The sequence below is a fragment of the Orrella daihaiensis genome (genome assembly GCF_022811525.1).
Lineage (GTDB): Bacteria > Pseudomonadota > Gammaproteobacteria > Burkholderiales > Burkholderiaceae_B > Algicoccus > Algicoccus daihaiensis.
This window is the reverse complement of the sequence record NZ_CP063982.1, coordinates 2,047,612-2,068,703: the sequence shown is the minus strand read 5'-3', so window position 1 is coordinate 2,068,703 and position 21,092 is coordinate 2,047,612. Positions and strand designations below refer to the sequence as shown.

At 51.7% G+C, this 21,092-nt stretch carries 20 protein-coding genes; 17 read left to right on the top strand and 3 right to left on the bottom strand.

What is annotated here, in order from left to right:
* The first annotated feature begins 8 nt into the window (after positions 1 to 8).
* The 5 genes from DHf2319_RS09575 to DHf2319_RS09555 are packed head-to-tail and all read left to right on the top strand — an operon-like array spanning position 9 to position 3,742.
* Positions 9 to 566 carry a chalcone isomerase family protein gene (locus DHf2319_RS09575; RefSeq protein ID WP_243477994.1) on the top strand — a complete coding sequence of 186 codons (558 nt, stop codon included), beginning with the start codon at positions 9 to 11 and terminating at the stop codon, positions 564 to 566.
* Positions 563 to 1,855 (top strand): MFS transporter, encoded by a 1,293-nt coding sequence (locus DHf2319_RS09570; RefSeq protein WP_243477993.1) that lies wholly within the window; start codon positions 563 to 565, stop codon positions 1,853 to 1,855. Before DHf2319_RS09575 ends, DHf2319_RS09570 begins: the two co-directional genes overlap by 4 nt.
* On the top strand, positions 1,852 to 2,427 hold the full coding sequence (locus DHf2319_RS09565) for a DUF3833 domain-containing protein (RefSeq protein WP_243477992.1): 576 nt from the start codon (positions 1,852 to 1,854) through the stop codon (positions 2,425 to 2,427). Before DHf2319_RS09570 ends, DHf2319_RS09565 begins: the two co-directional genes overlap by 4 nt.
* 11 nt (positions 2,428 to 2,438) lie before the next feature.
* Positions 2,439 to 3,239: an SDR family NAD(P)-dependent oxidoreductase gene (locus DHf2319_RS09560; RefSeq protein ID WP_243477991.1), complete on the top strand. Its 801-nt coding sequence runs from the start codon at positions 2,439 to 2,441 to the stop codon at positions 3,237 to 3,239.
* 32 nt (positions 3,240 to 3,271) lie between these two features.
* Complete coding sequence (locus tag DHf2319_RS09555; RefSeq protein WP_243477990.1) at positions 3,272 to 3,742, top strand: nuclear transport factor 2 family protein; 471 nt, start codon at positions 3,272 to 3,274, stop codon at positions 3,740 to 3,742.
* Between the two features lie 548 nt (positions 3,743 to 4,290).
* Here the strand turns inward: DHf2319_RS09555 and DHf2319_RS09550 are convergent.
* Both DHf2319_RS09550 and DHf2319_RS09545 read right to left on the bottom strand, forming a co-directional pair.
* The gene (locus tag DHf2319_RS09550; protein WP_243477989.1) at positions 4,291 to 5,838 is read right to left on the bottom strand and encodes a sensor histidine kinase; all 1,548 of its coding nucleotides are present in this window, start codon (positions 5,836 to 5,838) and stop codon (positions 4,291 to 4,293) included.
* 33 nt (positions 5,839 to 5,871) lie between these two features.
* A complete protein-coding gene (locus tag DHf2319_RS09545; RefSeq protein WP_243477988.1) occupies positions 5,872 to 6,576 on the bottom strand; it encodes a response regulator in 705 nt (234 codons plus the stop codon).
* Between the two features lie 244 nt (positions 6,577 to 6,820).
* Between DHf2319_RS09545 and recA the strand changes: the two genes are divergently transcribed.
* The 10 genes from recA to DHf2319_RS09495 all read left to right on the top strand — a co-directional run bounded on the left by recA (position 6,821) and on the right by DHf2319_RS09495 (position 18,056).
* A complete protein-coding gene (recA, locus tag DHf2319_RS09540; protein ID WP_243477987.1) occupies positions 6,821 to 7,906 on the top strand; it encodes a recombinase RecA in 1,086 nt (361 codons plus the stop codon).
* Positions 7,893 to 8,381: a recombination regulator RecX gene (gene recX, locus DHf2319_RS09535; protein ID WP_243477986.1), complete on the top strand. Its 489-nt coding sequence runs from the start codon at positions 7,893 to 7,895 to the stop codon at positions 8,379 to 8,381. Before recA ends, recX begins: the two co-directional genes overlap by 14 nt.
* A gap of 185 nt (positions 8,382 to 8,566) precedes the next feature.
* Entirely contained in the window at positions 8,567 to 9,142 is a 576-nt protein-coding gene (locus DHf2319_RS09530; protein ID WP_243477985.1) for a DUF2889 domain-containing protein, read from the top strand.
* A gap of 103 nt (positions 9,143 to 9,245) precedes the next feature.
* The gene (gene sucC, locus DHf2319_RS09525; protein ID WP_243477984.1) at positions 9,246 to 10,406 is read left to right on the top strand and encodes an ADP-forming succinate--CoA ligase subunit beta; all 1,161 of its coding nucleotides are present in this window, start codon (positions 9,246 to 9,248) and stop codon (positions 10,404 to 10,406) included.
* Positions 10,407 to 10,449: 43 nt separating this feature from the next.
* Positions 10,450 to 11,331, top strand: a complete 882-nt coding sequence (gene sucD, locus DHf2319_RS09520) for a succinate--CoA ligase subunit alpha (protein ID WP_243477983.1) — start codon at positions 10,450 to 10,452, stop codon at positions 11,329 to 11,331.
* A gap of 288 nt (positions 11,332 to 11,619) precedes the next feature.
* Positions 11,620 to 12,348, top strand: a complete 729-nt coding sequence (locus DHf2319_RS09515; RefSeq protein WP_369810177.1) for a TerC family protein — start codon at positions 11,620 to 11,622, stop codon at positions 12,346 to 12,348.
* 323 nt (positions 12,349 to 12,671) lie between these two features.
* Complete coding sequence (hemC, locus tag DHf2319_RS09510; RefSeq protein WP_243477982.1) at positions 12,672 to 13,616, top strand: hydroxymethylbilane synthase; 945 nt, start codon at positions 12,672 to 12,674, stop codon at positions 13,614 to 13,616.
* Positions 13,617 to 13,625: 9 nt separating this feature from the next.
* Positions 13,626 to 14,756, top strand: coding sequence for a uroporphyrinogen-III synthase (locus DHf2319_RS09505; RefSeq protein ID WP_243477981.1), 1,131 nt, complete (start codon positions 13,626 to 13,628; stop codon positions 14,754 to 14,756).
* Between the two features lie 334 nt (positions 14,757 to 15,090).
* Positions 15,091 to 16,470 (top strand): uroporphyrinogen-III C-methyltransferase, encoded by a 1,380-nt coding sequence (locus DHf2319_RS09500; protein WP_243477980.1) that lies wholly within the window; start codon positions 15,091 to 15,093, stop codon positions 16,468 to 16,470.
* A 2-nt stretch (positions 16,471 to 16,472) separates the two neighbouring features.
* Positions 16,473 to 18,056 (top strand): heme biosynthesis HemY N-terminal domain-containing protein, encoded by a 1,584-nt coding sequence (locus DHf2319_RS09495; RefSeq protein WP_243477979.1) that lies wholly within the window; start codon positions 16,473 to 16,475, stop codon positions 18,054 to 18,056.
* Between the two features lie 122 nt (positions 18,057 to 18,178).
* Here DHf2319_RS09495 and ppa read toward each other — a convergent pair whose 3' ends face one another.
* Entirely contained in the window at positions 18,179 to 18,709 is a 531-nt protein-coding gene (gene ppa / locus DHf2319_RS09490) for an inorganic diphosphatase (RefSeq protein WP_243477978.1), read from the bottom strand.
* 448 nt (positions 18,710 to 19,157) lie between these two features.
* On the opposite strand from ppa, the gene gmd reads away from it, so the two are divergent.
* Together gmd and DHf2319_RS09480 are read left to right on the top strand one after the other, a co-directional pair.
* Positions 19,158 to 20,192: a GDP-mannose 4,6-dehydratase gene (gene gmd, locus DHf2319_RS09485; RefSeq protein WP_243477977.1), complete on the top strand. Its 1,035-nt coding sequence runs from the start codon at positions 19,158 to 19,160 to the stop codon at positions 20,190 to 20,192.
* An 11-nt stretch (positions 20,193 to 20,203) separates the two neighbouring features.
* Complete coding sequence (locus DHf2319_RS09480) at positions 20,204 to 21,091, top strand: NAD-dependent epimerase/dehydratase family protein (RefSeq protein ID WP_243477976.1); 888 nt, start codon at positions 20,204 to 20,206, stop codon at positions 21,089 to 21,091.
* Position 21,092: the final 1 nt, after the last annotated feature.

Sequence of the window (21,092 nt, the reverse complement as noted above, 5' to 3'; positions counted from 1 at the left end):
GAGGTGACATGCGTCGTGCGATGGTAAAGCTACTGTTGCTGATATCAGTCATGCTGTTAAGCATTGCCAGTTTGACGTATTCAGCGACGGCTCGGGCTGACAAACCCGCGTGGGAGGTGTTTTTGCCTAACGCTAGTCAAGTGGGTACAGGGCAGTTTCGATGGTGGGGTTTTTTGGTTTATGACGCCTCACTGTGGGCGCCATTTGGCGAGTATCGATCGGGGCGTCCGTTTGCGCTTAGCCTACGCTACGCTCGGTCGATATCCAAGGCTGATATTGTCAAAGCGTCGATTGACCAAATGCGTGACTTAGGGTTTCCCGTCCAGCGTCATCCTGAATGGACTCAGAAGTTGAATCAAGTCATGGAGTCGGTAAGCGCAGGCGATACGTTGACCGGGATTTATATGCCTGACCAGGGCGCTGTGTTTTTTTATAACGATCAATTGACCGGTCAGGTAGATGAGCAGCTTGCTGAGGCGTTTTTTGCCATTTGGCTCAGCCCTAAAACGACTGCACCTGATTTGCGTCAGGCTTTACTGGGCAAATTGTCACGGAGCGCGCAGTGATACGCCAGTGGCCATTGGCTGCGTATAGTGCCTTGGCCTTGCCTTTGGCGATGGCGATGTTACCAATTTACATGATGGCACCCAAGTACTACAGCGACAGCCTTGGTGTGAGTCTTACTGCCTTGGGCGTGACCTTGTTTGCGATTCGGTTAATTGATACCGTGCAAGACCCGTTCATTGGACGCCTCGTGGATCGGCTAGCCAAGCATAGATCGGCATGGGCAGTGTTGATGGTTCTGGCCGCTATTGTATTGGCGCTCAGTTTTGCATTGCTGTTCATGCCTTCGTTGATTGTTGCAGAACAAGTGGCCTCTGCAAGCTCGAATCAAACAGTTTTGTTGTTATGGCTGGCATTCACTCTGGTGCTGGTTTACACCGCACATAGTTGCTTGAATGTGTGTTATCTGGCTTGGGGCGCGCGTTTGACTGATGACCAGGCGGGTAGGGCACGCGTAACGGGATGGCGTGAAGCCAGCGGAGTCATTGGTGTGGTCGCAGCTTCAGTGCTGCCGGTACTGTGGGCGGCTCAGTACGGAGAGACCCAAGCTTACGCCTGGTTCGCACTCGTGTTTGCGGTCGTGTTGATGATCGCATTGGTTGTGACACTGCTGGGTTCACCAAGGCCGATACTAGTCGCATCACAGTCTCGCTCGAATTGGCGTTTGGCATTAAAGAGCTCCGCGATACGTAGGCTTTACTGGTTTTATCTATTTAATGCGACCTCCGCGGCCATCCCCGCAACCTTGATTTTGTTTTTTGTGGATGACGTCTTGCAGGCCAAAGGCCAGGCGGGATTATTTTTGGGTGTGTATTTTCTGGCAGGGCTACTGACCTTGCCACTCTGGGTTCGTTATTCAGACAAAGTTGGCAAGAGAAGAGCCTGGGCAGCGGGTGCGGTGATGGCCAGCATGGCGCTGATGGGTGCCGCATTGTTGGGTGCGGGTGATATCTGGCTCTACGTGTTGGTGTGTGCCGTCAGTGGAGCTGCCTTGGGTGCTGATCTGGCCTTGCCACCGGCGATGCTAGCCGATGCCATCGCCCCAGCACAAAGGGCCAATACGGGTCTTTATTTTGGGTTCTGGGCACTGATTGCGAAGTTCTCACTTGCTCTGGCAGCGGGGGCGGCTTTACCACTTTTGGGTGGTTTGGGTTACGTGCCAGGCGAGCCCGCGACCGCAGGTGTCTTATCGCTTCTGTACGCGATTCTTCCAGTGGCTTTCAAAGTAATGGCAGCGTGGGTGATTTGGCCCGCGCCCACGAAGTTCAATCAAGCGGAGTCTTTGTCATGAAAGTTAAAGCGTTGTTTGCCGCCATGAGTGCGGCCCTGCTAACTGCGTGTAGCAGTGTCGATGTATCAACGTACGCCGATCAAAAGCCGGTGCTGGATCTACCCACCTTTTTTAATGGCGAGATGGATGCGTGGGGTATTTTTCAGAAGCGCAGTGGCGAGCTCGTGCGACGCTTTCATGTAGAGATCATTGGCACGTGGGAGTCGCCTGAGCGAGGTGTACTCGATGAATATTTCACATATGCTGATGGAGAGAAACAGCGACGTGTATGGACCCTGGTTAAGCAGCCTGATGGCACTTGGCATGGTACGGCCGACGATGTGGTGGGCGTGGCGATTGGCAAGGTCGCTGGTAATGCACTGCATTGGAAATACACGCTTGAGTTGCCAGTAGACGGCAAAGTCTATGAGGTCAAATTCGATGATTGGATGTGGCTGATGGATGAGAACACCATGATGAATCGCTCAACCATGTCGAAGTTCGGGTTTGACCTTGGTGAAGTGTCGCTATTTTTTAAAAAGCGTGAGCCCGCAAGCAACGGCGCTGGCGCAATCAAGCCGCAAGGTTCTTAAGGCGAGTCGATATGTTTAAGTCTTTGTTTAAGCCGCTTAATCCACCTATCAAGGATTGGGCGGGCAAGCGTGTCTGGATCGTTGGTGCCTCGAGCGGCATAGGGGCTGCGTTGGCTATTGCACTTCTGGATCTAGGCGCAAAAGTGGCGGTATCGGCCAGAAGGGCGGACCGTTTGAATGAGCTGGTCGACAGTCATCCCGATGGCAAAAATGCAATAGTCATACCGTTCGATGTGACTGATTCAGACGCCTGGTCGCAAGCCGTCGATGAAGTGGTCGCTCATCTTGGGGAGTTGGATTTGGTGGTGTTGGGCGCAGCCCGCTATGACCCACAGCACGCCTGGAATCTGAACATGGATGAGGTCAGGGCTAGCTACGAGCTGAATGTGATCAGCATGTACGAGGCAGTCAAGCATCTGGTGCCAAGGCTGCTGACGCAACGCCACGGTGGTCTGGCAATCATTGGCAGTATTTCAGGCTACACCGGCCTGCCGCGCGCGGTAGTCTATGGTGCGACTAAATCGGCATTACAGAACTTTACTGAGACGCTGTACTTTGAGCTTGAGCCCAAAGGACTTGGGGTTTACCTGATCAGTCCAGGCTTTGTAAAAACGCCGATGACTGCCAAAAACGATTTTGAAATGCCAGGCTTGATGACGCCTGCACAAGCAGCTCAAGCCATTATTAGTGGCATGGCCCGTGGACAGTTTGAAATCCGATTTCCGCGCGGGTTTGCCAACGGACTCAGGTGGGTGAGTCGTCTGCCTTACAGATGGCGGTTTCCGTTGCTTCATCGGGCGACCAAGCAATAACTGATCAACACACTTGTATAACGAATGCCATCATGACGAGCCCATTGCCAAAGATCACAGCTTGGTTTGAATCGCTCACACCAGAGACCTTGCAGTCAATTGGCGAGATTTATGCGAGCAATGCACACTTTAAGGACCCCTTTAATGATGTAGTGGGTGTTGATAAGATCCGTACTGTCTATGCCCATATGTTTGAGAACCTCGCGGGTGCGCGCTTTGAAATCACGCACGTTATCGAACAGAGCTCCAAGCGAACCGAACCATTACAGCTAGACCCGGTTGATGCGGGACGTAGTGCATTCGTAGCTTGGCAGTTCAAGTTTGAATGGCGCGGTCAGGCTTTTGATATCCCCGGTGGCACCCGATTTGAAATTGATGATCGGGGGCTAGTCACTGATCACGTGGACTATTGGGATGTGGCCGCGAGTCTTTATGAACGGCTGCCCTTGGTTGGGTCGGTGTTGAGGTTACTCCGAAGGCGGATGGCAGCTGTGCCAAAGTAGCGAGTTCAATCACTGGTTCGTCGAATCTGCGACGCATGGGTTCCGAAGGCTCATTAGCCACCACTTTTTGCGCGCTTGAGTGATTCAGCAAAAAAAAGAGGCCCAGATAAGCATCAGGGCCTCAAAAGCCGGTAGGGCGCAGCAGTCCCATCCGGCGGGGGATCGTTCAACCACAGCAGCAACCAGCTGCAAGCAAGAAATCCGGTATCAAATCCTGAAACCAAATCCTAAAACCTAAGCCAATTGCAGTGTCGGACTTAATATCTGCAAACTCGCCAAACTTTGACTACAGTCAACGACACTGAATTTCAAAACTCAGTCTTTCGTTATTCAAAAGACAAGCAAATGGTAGAAGAGTTTCCTGACTTAATGCTGACAGATATAGGGTTTGGTCTTGGGCGCTAGATCTTGCGGTGAGTTTTAGTGCACGGCGAGAGGGTCTGAGCTTTGTTGCGGATTGTTATTGTTGCAAATAGTTACGACCCTTGTGGAATTTTTGCAACAGTCTGCATATTTGACTTAAGTCAAAACTTAAGGTCAGACGGTATCTAACGCACTCGCCTGAAGGTCAACGTGAAACGAGTGCCGGGTGGCATCGAGCTTGGGTGCACCGCGTCGACCATCACGTTGGCGTGATGCTTCTGAGCGACTTCTTTGACAATGGCCAACCCCAACCCGCTGCCATGGGCTTGGGTTCCCAGTACGCGATAGAAGCGGTCAAATATTCGCGTGCGCTCATCGGCCGATATGCCAGGCCCATTGTCTTCGACGCATAATTTAACTTCGGTATCTGAAAGCTTGACGCTCACAGTGACATGTCCGGAGTACGGGGCGTAACGTAAAGCATTGTCAATCAAGTTGTTAAGGGCCTCTGACAACAGCAAGGATTGACCCCGTATCATGGCCGGTTCCTGTGTGTCTTCAAAGCCTAGATCTATGCCGCGAGCCAGTGCTTGGTCTACCCATTCTTCAGTTACATGACGCGCCAGCTTGTTTAGGTCTAGGGGCACCAGTTGTACTCGATCAGGGTTTTCAGCGGTGGCCATCAACAGCAACTGGTTGATCAGACGCGTGGCCCGTGCGGTACCCGCAACTATCTTGTGCAAGTTTTCTCGGGTTTCGGCATCCGGAGCCGACTTTAAAGCTAACTCTGCTTGAAGCCGTAAACCAGAGAGAGGGGTTTTAAGCTGATGCGCGGCATCAGCAACAAACCTGCGTTGCGCCTCGATATTCCCGGATAGTCTGCTCAGAAGGTCATTCATGGCGGTTACCAGGGGGGTGATTTCGGCAGGGGTGGAGTGTTCTTCAATGGCCGACAAGTCATCTGGGCGGCGTGCACGTAGCCGGCGTTGCAGGGCGTTAATGGGTGCCACCCCACGTGACAAGCCGAACCAAATTAAAAGTACTGCCACCGGCAATACCAGAAACTGTGGAATGATCACGCCTTTAATGATCGCATTGGCTAACTCAACGCGTGGCTCGCGGCCTTCGGCTACCACCAGCAATACCAGGTCGTCTGTGGGGAAGCGCTGGTTGTAAGCCCACTGATAGGCAAGACGGACATCAAATCCATTGATCGTCTGGTCCATGTAGTCCACTCGGCCAGGGCGAATGTCTTCATAGTTGAGCTTCGGTGTTGGCAGTGCGGCATCGCCGCCGATAACAGGTCCATCGACCTGACCGTCACCGGTGTAAAGAACAACTTGAGCCTTCCAGAATACGCCTTCACTGTCATGGGTACGCAGCGCGACTTTGGTCAACGGATTCAGCGGCAAGATGGGTTGGCCAACCCCCCCGTTTGGCCACTCAATTTGTTCGGACAGCACCGCCAGTGCACTTCGCAGGCCCCGGTCATAGGGCGTGTTGGCAATATCCTGGGCGACGACATAAGTAATGGCCACACTCATAGGCCACAATAAAAACAAAGGTGCGAGCATCCAGTCCAGGATCTCACCCAGAAGGCTTCGGCGATACAGTGTATTGGCGTCACCCCGCGAAAAGCTTGCTTCTACATCCGGGTTGGTGACATTCAGGGAAGCATTTTGGGTCAGTGGTGCTGCCCCTGTGGCTAGGTTGCCTGCAGTGCTTGGTGGCATACGTGCCTACATATCCAAACTTGATATTCGGTCTTAGTTGGTACCATTACCCATACCGTTATTCACTTCGTTGGGGTCACGCTGCAAACAGTAGCCTAAGCCTCTGACCGTGGCAATACGAACGCCACTGGGTTCGAGCTTTTTGCGCAGCCGATGAATGTATACCTCAATGGCATTGGAGCTCACCTCTTCCCCCCATTGGCACAAGTGGTCAACGATTTGGCTTTTATTTACCATCCGCCCAGCTCTCGTAAGCAGTATTTCCAGCAGACTGACCTCTCGTGCAGACAGCTCAAGCGGTTTGTCATCGACCGTGGCTACGCGGCCGGTCTGATCAAAGACAAGGCGCCCGTGCTTTAGCAAAGTGCTGCCACCGCCAGCACCGCGACGCGTCAATGCCCGCACACGAGCTTCGAGTTCCGACAATGCAAAGGGCTTGGCCATATAGTCATCGGCCCCGTAATCAAGCCCCTTCACGCGCTGATCGACCGAGTCAGCCGCAGTTAGAATCAGCACTGGCAAGCGTGAATTTTGAGCGCGAAGGTTTTGCAGTACTTCAAGTCCAGACATGCGAGGTAAGCCGAGGTCAAGAATCAGCAGGTCAAACTCTTGTGAACGCAAAACGGTGTCAGCAGCCATGCCATCGCTGACGTTATCCACGGCATAGCCGCTTTGGCGCAAGGATTGGGTTAGGGCGTCAGCCAAAAGGCTGTCATCTTCGGCGATCAGTATTCTCATGTTGTCGTATTTTTACGGATCAGACGAGGCAATTCTGTCACAGCTGTTGCAAATTGCATACAGGATATTCCCCAGATTTCGGCGCTTTATATTGGTTCTGATGCGGTTTCCTAACGATGTGATTGTCATACTGTTTATTTATCCAGTATTATCGGGTGTGATAATGCTCGGCATAGCTGCCTGGCTAACCAACAAGAACCGTCAGACAGTAATCTGAAGCAACTTTTTTACAGCAAGGAACAACATGGACGACAAAGTAAGCAAGCAAGCCGCTTCTGAAAAAGCCAAGGCCTTGGCGGCTGCGCTCTCGCAGATCGAGAAGCAGTTTGGCAAAGGTTCGGTGATGCGCTATGGCGACAACGAGGTCGAGCATGACATTCGGGTCGTGTCCACGGGATCCTTGGGACTGGACATTGCATTGGGTGTTGGCGGGTTGCCCCGGGGTCGAGTCGTAGAAATCTACGGCCCTGAGTCATCGGGTAAGACGACTCTGACCTTGCAGGTGATTGCGGAAATGCAAAAAATTGGTGGCACCTGCGCCTTTATTGACGCTGAACATGCTTTGGATGTTCAGTATGCCTCGCATTTGGGCGTTAACCTGACCGACCTTTTAATCTCGCAACCTGATACCGGTGAGCAGGCGCTCGAAATTGCCGATGCCTTGGTGCGTTCAGGCTCGGTTGACTTGATCGTCATCGACTCGGTTGCTGCGTTGGTCCCCAAAGCTGAAATTGAGGGCGAAATGGGTGATTCCTTGCCTGGTTTACAGGCACGGTTAATGAGTCAGGCGCTGCGCAAGCTTACCGCGACCATCAAACGTACCAATTGCATGGTGATCTTTATCAACCAGATTCGAATGAAAATCGGTGTCATGTTTGGTAACCCCGAGACCACCACGGGTGGCAATGCACTAAAGTTTTACTCTTCTGTGCGTCTCGATATTCGTCGTATTGGCGCTATCAAAAAAGGCGACGAGGTAGTGGGTAATGAGACCCGGGTAAAAGTTGTAAAAAATAAAGTTGCCCCGCCTTTTAAACAAGCCGAGTTCGACATCATGTATGGGGCCGGTATTTCACGCGAAGGCGAGATCATTGATCTAGGCGTCGCAGCCAACATTGTTGATAAATCAGGCTCTTGGTTCAGTTACAACGGTAATCGAATTGGTCAGGGCAAGGATAACGTTCGAGAGTATCTGAGAGAGCACCCCGAGATGGCCATCGAGATTGAGAACCGGGTGCGCGAGCATTTTGGGGTGAAGCCGCGCGAGGGTGCTGTATTGCAAGGCCAAGATAAGACGGCCGACAAAGCAACCCCGGATGCGTCAGAGTAATAAACCTGAAGAGTTTGAGCCCTTGCCTCGTGCAGGGCTCAAAGCAAAAGCGGTTCGCTGGCTGTCGGTGCGCGAGCATACCCGAACTGAACTTGCACGAAAGCTTGCCTCTTACACGGAGGACGCTGCAGACATTGAGGCGGTGCTTGATGACCTTGAGCGCGAGGGTTGGCAGTCTGATACCCGTTTTGTGGAGTCGTTTCAGCGCTTGAAGTCAAGCAAGCAGGGTAGTGCATTAATAGCTCAGGGCCTTCGCCAAAAAGGTGTAGATCCTGAGTTAATCAACCAAGCGATGGGACAACTTAAACTCACTGAACTTGACAGAGCCCGTACAGTCTGGCGCAAGAAGTTCGGCAAAGTTGGTCTTTCCCCCGACCCAAAAGAAAAAGCTCGGCAAGCCAGATTTTTGGCCAGTCGGGGGTTTGATGCCGGCGTGATCTGGCGTGTTCTCGATACAGAAGACCTAGAGGGTTAGGGTTAAGGCTGCACAGCAGAATTAACAGCAGGCAACGCACTCGCTCTAGCGGCACATTTCAGTATGTGAACTGATGTGGTTTATTCGCCCCTTATGGTTTCCATCTATAGTTACGTCAGATCGGTGTCAGCGGGCAGTCGCGCTTACGCGCTATACTCCATGGCTTAGTCTTACCAGTTAATGCCATGCCCTTATCTCCACCTGATTGCTCAAGAAAGCCGTTGCACAATCGGATAATTCACGCGCACTCTTACGAGCGTGATGATGGGCTTTGGGACATTGAGGCCGAACTGATTGACAGCAAGTCATATGACTACACCAAACGTTCTGGTGAAGTTCAGCACGCAGGTCAACCGTTTCACCACATGCACATACGCATCACGATCGATAGCGACCTCGTTATCAGGCAGGCACAGGCGGCTTATGACGCTGCGCCCTATAGTGAGGCTTGTTCCTGTATCGCGCCCGATTATGGCGACATGGTTGGCATGAGCCTGTTGAAAAACTTCCGTCAGCAGATGAGGGAGCGATTTGGACGTATTGCCGGTTGTACCCATTTAAATGAACTTGCTGGCTTGCTACCAACAGTGGCGATGCAGACTATGGCAGCCAAGCGTCGTAAAGCTCAAGAAGCTATCAGTGGCACACCTAAAAAACCATTCCAGCTTGAAGGCTGTCACGCGTTACGTTTGGACGGCCCCGTCGTACAAGAGTTTTACCCTCAGTGGTATGAGAAACACCGCGAGGCAGCGTCGAATTAGAGATATGCAGGGTTTGCTCATGCAGTTTAGGCAGGGCGAGCGACTGTAAAGATTTTTAATGTAGTTCTTGATTCATTGACCAACTGACAGACACAGGTTTCACATGAAAATTCACGAATATCAAGGCAAGGAACTGTTGCGAAAATTTGGCGTGACCGTGCCGCATGGCATCCCGGCATTTAGCGTTGACGAGGCAGTCACTGCCGCAGAAAAACTCGGTGGTCCGGTTTGGGTGGTCAAAGCTCAGATCCATGCCGGTGGTCGGGGTAAAGGCGGGGGCGTGAAGCTAGCCAGGTCAATTGAAGAAGTGCGACAGTTGGCTAGTGAAATCCTTGGCATGCAGCTTGTTACTCACCAGACAGGACCTGACGGGCAAAAAGTAAAGCGGTTGCTAATCGAAGAAGGTGCTGACATTCAAAAGGAATACTACGTCGGTATCGTCACCGATCGTGCATCGCAACGTGTCTGTGTAATGGCATCGAGCGAAGGTGGTATGGATGTCGAAGAAGTTGCTGCCAAGACGCCAGAGAAGATCCTCAAAGTATTTGTTGACCCTGCCAAGGGCTTCACTCAAGAAGAGGCTGAAGAGCTCGCTTTGGGCATTGGCGTGCCACAGACCTCGGTTCCCAAGGCTGCTGCTGAGTTCCAGAAGCTGTATCAAGCGTACTGGGATACCGACGCGTCACTGGCAGAGATTAATCCACTTATCTTGACTGGTTCGGGCGACATTATCGCGCTTGACGCGAAGTTTAATTTTGATAGCAACGCCTTGTTCCGTCACCCGGAGATTGTCGAGTTCCGTGATCTTGACGAAGAAGATCCTGCTGAGATCGAAGCCAGTAAATATGATCTGGCCTACATTCAGCTCGATGGCAATATCGGTTGCCTGGTCAATGGTGCCGGACTGGCGATGGCAACTATGGATACCATCAAGTTGTTCGGTGGCGAGCCGGCCAACTTCCTTGACGTGGGTGGTGGTGCAACAGCCGAGAAGGTCACCGAAGCTTTCAAGATCATGTTGTCCAATAAGGACGTCAAAGCGATTTTGGTGAATATCTTCGGCGGTATTATGCGCTGCGATGTCATCGCCGAGGGCGTGATTGCCGCCTGCAAGGCTGTCAATCTGAATGTGCCGCTGGTGGTGCGTATGAAAGGCACCAATGAAGAGCTCGGCAAGCAGATGCTCGCTGATTCGGGCCTACCTATCATCAGCGCTGACACCATGGCTGAGGCCGCTACCAAAGTAGTTGCAGCCGTCAAATAAGCCAGCCACACGAACTTGCGAAAGGGTTACCAAAGGATTTCACATGTCGATTCTGATTAATAAAGACACTAAAGTCATTACACAAGGCATCACCGGCAAGACCGGTCAGTTTCATACCCGCATGTGCCGCGAGTACGCCAATGGTCAAGCAGCCTTCGTTGCGGGTGTGAACCCCAAGCGTGCTGGCGAAGACTTTGAGGGTATTCCAATTTATGCGAATGTTGCTGACGCCAAAAAGTCTACAGGCGCCACCGTGTCGGTGATCTATGTACCACCGGCCGGAGCGGCGGCGGCTATTTTGGAGGCTGTGGAGGCTGAACTTGATTTGGTGATATGCATTACCGAAGGCATCCCGGTGCGGGATATGCTTGAAGTTAAAAGCAAAATGGCACAGACCCATAGCAAAACACTTCTATTGGGTCCCAATTGCCCCGGATTGATCACGCCAGATGAAATCAAGATTGGGATTATGCCTGGCCATATCCACCGTAAAGGTCGCATTGGAATCGTGAGTCGCTCGGGTACTTTGACATACGAGGCCGTGGCGCAAGTCACCGAACTTGGTCTGGGTCAGTCCAGTGCAGTAGGTATTGGCGGTGACCCGATCAATGGGTTGAAGCACATTGACATCCTCAAGATGTTTAATGACGACCCTGACACAGACGCAGTCATCATGATTGGCGAAATCGGTGGGCCAGATGAGGTTAATGCCGCGCGTTGGGCTAAGGACAATATGACCAAGCCCGTCGTCGGTTTTATTGCCGGTGTGACGGCTCCAGCAGGCAAGCGCATGGGTCATGCCGGTGCCTTGATATCTGGTGGGGAAGACACTGCGGACGCCAAACTCGAAATCATGGAAGCCTGCGGAATTAAAACGACGCGCAATCCTTCTGAGATGGGGCAGTTACTCAAGTCAGTGCTGTAAGCTTGACAGTCTGGTTACCTGATCACATCGGGGCTTGGTTATGACGTCGTTCATCCTGCAGTAGACGTTCAGATCAGCTCTTTGAAACCGATCACTCGAGCCTGTGCAATTGCGTGCAGGCTCGTTTTTATTTGTCACTGCTTTGGCGGTGGGTGAGATATCCGACGTCGTATGCAGGTCGACTGAGATGTAGGTTTCGTGACCAGGGTTGCGCAGCAATCATCATGTGCGCACGGGTGTTGCTAGATGGTTTACGATGGTGGGGTTTAGTTACCATCCGGAACCGTCGTGGACCCGATAGACCTCCTGCAAAACATCAGTTTGATTGTGGTGATTCATATCATACTGATCGATTTGCTTTTGAGTGCAGATAATGCAGTGGTCATTGCATTGGCTTGTCGTCACCTTGATCCGGCGCGTCGGCAGCAAGGTATCGTCTGGGGCACATTAGGCGCCATCAGCTTACGGATGTTGCTCATTTTTGTGGCGCTCAGTCTTTTGACGGTGCCTGGATTGAGGGTTATTGGTGGCGTTTTGCTGTTTTGGATAGCCATACGCCTTCTACAAAAGCCAGAACCGGATCACACCCGATCTGTCACCGGAGTCGTCGCCAACGCCTCATTATTGGGGGCCGTCAAAACCATAGTGGTGGCTGATTTTGTGATGAGCCTAGACAATGTACTTGCGATTTCAGGTGCAGTTCATGCGGGTATGCAAGCGAGCTCTTCGCAAGCGCAATTTGCCATCGTCGTGATTGGCCTTTTGATCAGCGTGCCTATTATGATCTTGGCTAGCAGCCTGGTGCTCAAGCTACTGGAAAGTTTCCCGATACTGGTGCTTGCCGGCGTCGGACTTCTGGGTTGGATCGCCGGTGGCATGATTGTGACAGACAATCTTGTTCTGAATCAATTTGGAGAACTCTCATCCCTTGCTAAACTGCTAGCTCAGATCGTAGGTGCCATGGCAGCCATCATCATCGGTCGTTATTGGGCTGGTCGTAAAGCGCAATGCCAGTAACCCTTGTGAATTGGGTATGGCACTACAGGGTGTCGCTTTAACAACTGTTTTAACCAACTGCGTCTGGTGGCGGTTGTGGACAATAGAATAGGAACGTTTCAATCATGTCAGAAAAACCCTCCAAGCATGAACTCACCATTTTGCAGTGGCTTGCTGTGGCTGCTGTTGCCGGAATTGTGTTAACCGTTATTCTGAATTACCTACGCTAGTTTTCTAGCTTGGTCAGTTCTTGGTGTTGAGTGTGACAATCACGCTTGAAAGACAGCGGCAAGCACATGTAACCAGCCTCTTTTAAAAACGAGACATACTCGCTGAAATTACTTATGGCCTTATCTATCCCCGATCGTCTGGTGATCGCTACTCGCGCGAGCCGTCTTGCGCTGTGGCAGGCAGAGCATGTGCAAGCCTTGCTGCAGGCTCAGTATCCACAAACAGAAGTGAGTTTGTTAAAGCTAAGCACCCGGGGTGATGAGATCCTTGATCGCAGTTTGCAAAAGGTTGGCGGCAAGGGGCTATTTATCAAAGAGCTTGAGAACGCTTTGATCGATGGCCGTGCAGACCTCGCGGTACATTCACTCAAGGATGTGCCAGTTGATATGCCGCCATTGTTTGAGCTTGCCGCTATTTTGCCAAGAGCGGAGAGTCGAGATGCCTGGGTCTCGTCCAAATACGCTAACCTTCAAGAGTTACCCGTAGGAGCGATCATTGGCACCAGTAGTCTTAGGCGCGAGTGCCAGCTCAGGGCCCAACGGCCTGACATTGTGGTGAAACCCCTCAGAGGTAATCTGGACACCAGATTAAAGAAACTTGACGATGGCGAGTTCGACGCGATCATTCTTGCAGCAGTGGGATTGCAGCGTCTGGAACTATCGGATCGTATACGAACCATTATTCCGCTTGAACAATCTTTGCCTGCTGCAGGTCAGGGTGCACTAGGTATTGAAGTGCTGAAATCGCGGCCTGAAATGTCTAGGTTGATGCAGCCGTTGGCGTGCATGCGAAGCACCGCAATTGCGCAAGCGGAGAGGACCGTCTCCCGAGTCCTTGGTGGTTCTTGTTCTACCCCGTTGGCAGCGCACGCCCAACTGATTAACGATCAACTCACGGTTTATGCTTTGGTTGCGACGCCTGATGGTCAGACAATTCTAAGAGCCAATGCCAGAGGCCCGATCTCTGACGCTGACGCTCCAGAAGAGTTAGGGGCAAAAGTGGCGCAAGCATTGCTGGACCAAGGTGCTGACAAGCTGCTCGCTCAACTTGATCATTGATGACTGTTCATGGCTGCAGACCCAACAAAGCGCGCGGCTCCAGGCAACAAAAAAACGTCAACCATGAGTGCCAGCGGTGGGTCACGTGAATCTGCCGCACTCAATCAACACGTAAAACGCGTTGTGCTGACTCGGCCGACCGAAAGGCAAAAATCACTTGTAAAAAACTTGAGACAGCAGGGCTGTGAGGTGCTGGAATTGCCAGCGCTCACCATATCCCCCAGACATCCACAACACCTGCCTTCAAGTGCCACAAGTACACCGAACCACGTCTCACCGACTCGAGGTGCTGTCCAGGAAGATATCCAGAATTGGCGGCCAGAACAGTTTGATGCACTAATTTTTGTGAGTAGGAGCGCATGGCAAAACTATTGCCGCTTCTATCTCTCTGGTCAGTTCGAAGGCAATTCGAGTAAAAATCCATCCCCGGTGATTAATGCTGTAGAGACGCAGCAACCATCATGGATAAAACGCGTGGCATCATTGATCTCAGCGCGACAGCTGATTGTTGCTTGCGTCGGTGTCGCAACAGCAAAACAGATTGCCGATGATCTCAATTTACCGCTTAGTACGATTGTTTATCCATCAGAAGGTCTATCCGCTGACTCGGAAGGTCTTTGGACCCTCTTAAAACCAATATTGGGTCCAGGTAAAAAAGTTTTAATTGTTCGCGGTCAAACTGGCCGTGATTGGTTGTTAGAGACGCTGACAGAGCATGGAATATCAGTTAGTTGCCTTTCGGTTTATCAACGCGAGCCCGCTTGTTGGGACGAAGATCAAATTCAGGTGCTAACGCGATGGGCGAGCGGCTGGAATCGTGAATCGACACATCGATTTACCAGCCCAGAAGACACCGACGTGGTCTCTAATGCTGGGATATGGCTTATTACCAGTGCCCAAGGACTAGCAGCGATACGGTCTCAGTACCAGCTTCACGGTTTCTTGGGTAAGCCGGGCTTTAAGCCTGAGCGGGTGGTGGTTATCCATGATCGACTTGTCAGTCCAGTGCGCCAGTGGCTCGCGCACTGGGAGCCACCTCAAAGGGGTCCTACTGACCATGCGCTTATCGTGGATCAGACACCGATTGTGGTCGTTGCACCCGATGATGAGTCAATTATCAGTGGGATACTAGTGGCCTAGCCAAGTCTGTCTAATGAACTGACTACGCGCTTGGTTTGTATGTCGCTGTTTTTAATGGGTTTTATTGGGTTTTTCAGGCAAGGCGATCCGACGTCATTCATCGCAACACGTATTGTGGATACAGGCTGACACAAAGGGCTCAAGCGATGGCAGTTCGACGGTAAATCACCGAATCACTTATATTGTTGTATGCCAGACCTGCGTAGGCTTTTGACCAGTCGCGGTCTACAATCGGGTTCATAAGGCGATATGAATCCGCCACTTCATGCCTTGAGCATGACAGAAACGCCAAACAACACAGCTATAAACTGAAATCCTAGATCAAGCGGGTACCATGAACAGCAAAAGCGAGAACAAAACCGATAGCAAGCAAGACAGCCCCCAGGAGGGGACTGGCGCAGCGGCTGCGGCGGCTGGCAGGTCTGTGCCGGCCTCTAAAAAAAATAATGGGATTCGGACAGGTTTCACCTTGGGGCTGCTGATCATCGTGCTCGGGCTTGGTGCGGGGGTGTGGTGGCAACAACAGCGTTTCGAAGTCGTCGCCAAAGAAGTCGCCAGTCGGTTGCAGCAATCCGAACAATTGACCACTGCTGCAAACGAGACAGCCAAACAGGCCATGGCGATTGCCACCTCTGAGCGTCAATCGGTGGATCAGCTAAGCCGTGAGCTCGCCGTGGTGAGCGCCGAGCTCAAAACATTGCAACAAGCCTGGGAGGCAGCCAATGAAGGCCTGGACCAGACCTTGTTGCTTAATGACCTCAAGCGCCTTATCACCATGGCTGACCAAGAGCTGGCTTTGTTTGGGAACGTCAATAGCGCTGTCTCGATTCTGTCCTCGGTTAACGCCATGCTCAATACCCAGAGTACGCCAGCGCTCAAACGTCTGCAACAGGCCGTTATCTCCGATCTGGCTCGCTTACAGTCTGTTCCCCAAGTCAGTGTCGCTACGCTATCGGTCAGACTTGACAGCCTCATAGAGCTGACGGGCAAAGCGCCTTTGCTAAGTCCTGCCGGCGCAATGATTGGTAACACTGCCGGCGCATCCGTTGAAAGTAAAGCGCCTGCTGCGCAGGAAAGTAGGCCTGTGACGACATCAACCCAGAGTGATGCACCCGCTTCAGGGTCGTGGTGGCCAGCCTGGGCGACTTGGAATCAAGCGTCTAGCGCTATCGCACAATGGACATCGGATGCTTCATCTGTGTTGGTGCGTGAATTCGCTGATGTCATGAGCATTCGCAAGGCGGATGATCCGCAGGCTTTGCTGCTGTCGGAGGAGCAGGCGATCGAACTCAAAGCCAACATACGTGCCATGCTGTTGAGTGCGCAACTTGCACTCATGACTCGTCAGACAGAGATTTGGCGTTCAGAACTGACGCAGGTGCGTTCGCTTTTGAATACTCGCTATGACAATCAGGCTCTAGACACCAAGGCGGCCTTAAATCTATTGGATGAGCTGCTAGATGCGCCCGTGGGTGCCGACGTGCCGCAGATCAGTGAGACATTGAGCGCCCTCGCATCGGCTGAGCGGGCTCTCACCACTGCTCAAACTGCCCAAACCCAAGGTGGTGGTGCTGTAGGGGACGGCGTCATCACGGACACACCCGTCAAAACGCAGACAAATCCGAGTAACACGTCAGCACCTTCGATATCGACCGTTGAGCCTGTGACTTCGTCGCCAACCAATACGCCTACCACCAGTCAGCAGGGGAATTGATCATGCGCACTTGGTTCTGGACTGTTTTGTTGGTGTCATTGGCGGTTTTGCTGGCGTTTGTGATTCATCGCTTCCCAGGAAACGTGCTGATTATTGTTGATCAGTGGCGTGTACAGGTCTCCTTGGCTTTCGCTATTTTGGTGGTGGTCACCTCGTTCGTAGGACTATATCTACTGCTGCGATTGGTGACCTGGTTGGTTAAAACGCCAGAGCGATTTCGCCACTGGCAAGGTCAACGACAAGAAAAGCGTGAACAGTCTTTGCTAGAACAAGGGTGGACTGCCCTTTTGGAGGGGCGTTACACGCATGCTGAAAAGATGCTTACCCGCTTGTCTGGCAAGTCAGCTGACAAACGTCGTCAAGTGCTTGCCATGCTTAGTGCCGCGAGGGCGGCGCACGAGGTAGGACAATTCAAGCGTCAGGACGAATTACTGATGCAGGCACAGACCGTTGCTGTCGGACAAGTTGCTGACGTTGAGTTAAATACCGCAGTGGCGGCTGCTGCCGCTGACCTGTGGCTGCAGCAAGGTAGAGCCCAGGAGGCCTTGGCAGCATTGCAGTTGGACCATGTGCAGCCCATGCGACATCTGCACACCATGCGATTATTGCTCAAGGTCTATCAACAGACAAATCACCACGCCAAGGTGTTGGAATTAGCTCGAGCATTAAAGCGTAAAGAAGCAATCGATCAGGTTGAAGCAGATAGATTGATTGAGTCTGCTGCCGCGGCCTTGATCAGGCAAAGTACTGATGCTGGCACTCAGACCGGACAGGACGATAGTGCCAGCGTACAAGCCGGACAACAGGATCGTGCTTGGGAAACTTGCTGGAAGCAGCTCAAAGCTGAAGAGCGGATTTTGCCGGAGGTGGCATTGGCGGCATCGCAGGCATTTCAACATGAAGGCAATTACAAAGAAGCCACCAAGGTCCTGGAAGCGGCGCTGACAGGAAATAATGACAAGTCGCAGAAAGATAAACCGCTTGACCCCAGGCTTTTAGCTGCTTACGCACGGGCTGAGCCCGAACAGGTCACTCCGCGGTTGCAAAAGGCTGAACAATGGCTCGAGGATCGCCAGGCAGCCATTGCTAATAAGCAAACGCCTTCTACCAATATTGCAGATCTGCTCACGACACTTGGCGCTTTGTGTCTGGCCGCCCAGATGTGGGGGCAGGCTCAAAGATATCTCGAACGCAGCGCAAAGTTAAGAAAGGATGCACGGGTGCATGCGCTGTTGGGGAGTCTATTTGACAGAATTGGCCAGCCACAAAGGGCAGCTCAGCATTGGCGCTTGGCCACGGCTGTCAGTGCCGCATTGCCAACGCTGGCGCAGGATGTCGTGCTACCTGCTGCCAATACAGAGGCTGATCCTGTCGTGCCTCATGGTGAGGGTCTCGATGTGTATGGGGAACAGGATGCCGATGAGGTTCAATTCGCCTCACGGTCAGATGATGGACCTGGTGCTAACCAGACAGCCAAAACCGACTACGATGAGTTCTTCGACAGTGCTCCGATACCTCTGTCGATGGGTGCTTTTGAGTCTATTGATGATCAGGTTCAAGCAAAAACTCAAAAGACAGATGCGTAAACGCGTGTCTGATTACTTCAAAAGCAGCCAGCGAAATAATCGACAGGGCTCGCCCTTTGCATAAAAATGTCGGGCGGATATTGATCGTCCGCCCAGTGTGCTAATTAGCGTCAGGGCCGTCGTTAGCCTTTTTTATAGTTGGCGATGCCATCCATAATTTCTTTGATGGCTTCATCTTTGCCAGCCCAACCCAGTACTTTGACCCATTTACCTTCTTCCAGGTCTTTGTAGTGCTCAAAGAAGTGGGCGATGATTTTCAGCTGCGCCGGGTTTAGATCTTCAGGCTTGTTGATGTGGTTGTAGAGTGGCAGGATTTTTGTGGTGGGTACTGCCAGGACTTTGCCATCAAGACCACTCTCATCTTCCATGTTCAAGATGCCAATAGGTCTGCATGCGATGACAGCGCCCGCCACAACGGGAAAGGGAGTGAGCACCAGCACATCAACGGGGTCACCATCGCCGGCAATTGTCTGTGGGACATAACCATAGTTGGTGGGGTAATGCATTGCAGTCCCAACGAAACGGTCAACAAATAAGGCACCAGTTTCCTTGTCCACTTCATATTTGATGGGGTCTGACGCCATCGGAATTTCGATGATGACATTGACGACTTCAGGGGCTTTGTCGCCCGGCGTGACGTTATTGAGAGACATGCTTGTTTCCAAAGTTGATCGGGGATAAAACTCGATTTTAACGGCGCTTTGGTTACAGGGGCTTACGAAATGCTGACTACCTGTTCCGTGGCGAACCTGGGCGCGGGGTCTGTCGACGGGTGTTCCCCTGAGCATGAAAGGCAGGCTCGTGCATAAGCCCGGCTGGATCTAATGCAGTAAACTAAGGCTTAGTGGATAGAGCCTGACGTTTGTAGCAATCAATTTCAGACAGGATGCGACGGGTTGCTGAAGCATTTTGTTTGTAGTGGGTCTTGTCTGGACCTCATATTCAATCAATCCGCCATTTAGAAGTTCGTTGGCACACTTATTCCGGATAGGTTGCGGATTGCTCGTTGGTAAGTTGAGTTCGGCAAATCAGTCTACGTTCAATAGACAAATTACTCGAATATTGCGCTGATGGCTCTCGTTTTGTATCTAAAGGATTTTCATGAAAACTGCTGTAGTTACTGGTATCACCGGTCAGGATGGTGCGTATCTGGCAAAGTTTCTGCTTGATGCCGGTTATAGGGTTTACGGAACGTTTCGACGCACTAGTTCAGTCAATTTGTGGCGTATCGAGGAGCTAGGTCTAGAGAATCATCCACAGTTACATCTAGTTGAGTACGATTTGACTGACCTGTCATCGAGTATTCGGCTGCTTGAGCTCTCTAAGGCTGTGGAGGTCTACAACCTTGCTGCCCAGAGTTTTGTGGGGGTCTCTTTTGAGCAACCGATTACGACGGCAGATATTACTGGCATTGGGCCCGTTAACCTGCTTGAAGCCATTCGAATTGTGAATCCTCAAATTCGGTTTTATCAGGCGAGCACTTCGGAGATGTTTGGCAAGGTGCAGGCGGTTCCGCAGGTTGAATCGACGCCGTTTTATCCCCGCAGTCCATACGGTGCCGCCAAACTCTATGCACATTGGATGACCGTCAATTATCGGGAGAGCTACAACATTTTTGGTGCCAGTGGCATCTTGTTTAATCATGAATCGCCATTGCGTGGAAGAGAATTTTTGACGCGTAAGGTATCTGACGGCATTGCGAAGATCAAACTAGGCAAACTAGATGTGCTCGAACTCGGTAACCTCGATGCGAAGCGAGACTGGGGGTATGCCAAGGAGTATGTCGAGGGCATGTGGCGAATGTTGCAAGCAGACAAGCCAGATACATACGTGCTTGCAACTAACCGGACCGAAACAGTACGTGACTTTGTGACGATGGCTGCGCAGGCAGCTGGCTTTGAGTTGCAGTGGCAGGGCGAAGCGGAAAATGAAATTGGTGTTGACCGGGTTTCCGGACGTACGCTGGTGCGCATTAACCCAAAGTTTTATCGCCCTGCTGAAGTGGATCTTCTAATTGGCAACCCCGAAAAAGCTAAAACTGATCTAGGGTGGGAGCCTAAGACTACGCTTGAGCAGTTGTGCCAGATGATGGTGGAAGCTGACATAAAGCGCAACGAACGTGGCTTTTCGTTCTGAATGTCCATGTGATGAAACGAGCATTAATCACTGGCATTAATGGATTTACAGGGCGGTATGTTGCTCAGGAATTAGAGCAGGCTGGTTGGGAAGTCTGGGGAATTGGATCGCAGGCACAATCTGACTGCAGTCAACGATACAGGCAGGTCAACCTCCTTGATCACAGCCGCCTAAATGATGTTGTGTCGGATATCAGTCCCGATGTTGTGGTGCATCTAGCCGCCATTGCATTTGTGGCGCATGGTGACGCGGATGCCTTCTACCGTGTCAATATCGTAGGTACTCGCAATCTGTTGTCTGCATTAGCGAATTGCGATAAAACGCCCGATTGCGTTTTAATCGCGAGTAGTGCTTACATATATGGCAATGCGACAGCAGGCGTCTTAAATGAAAAGTCTGCCCCCAATCCTGCCAACGATTACGCAGTCAGCAAGCTCGCTATGGAATATATGAGTAATCTGTGGCGTGATAAGTTGCCCATCGTGATTGCCCGTCCCTTTAACTACACTGGCGTGGGGCAGTCTGAATCATTTCTTTTGCCCAAGATTGTGAATCACTTTCGCCGTGGTGAGAGTTTTATTGAGCTCGGTAATCTTGATGTGTCTAGAGACTTTACCGATGTACGCGCTGTTGCCAAGGCATATCGGCGTTTGCTTCAGACCAAGCCGATTAACGAGATAGTGAATATTTGTTCCGGCAAAGCGATTTCACTGCGCCATGTGCTCGATCTTGTTCAACGCATTAGCGGTCGAACCATCGAGGTCCGTTTGAATCCCAACTTTGTTCGTGCCAACGATGTGAAGACGTTGTCCGGAGACCCCAGTAAGTTGCTATCCATCATTGGAGACTGGGATTCTCCCTGCTTGACAGACACATTGAAGTGGATGATGGAGGCCTAGA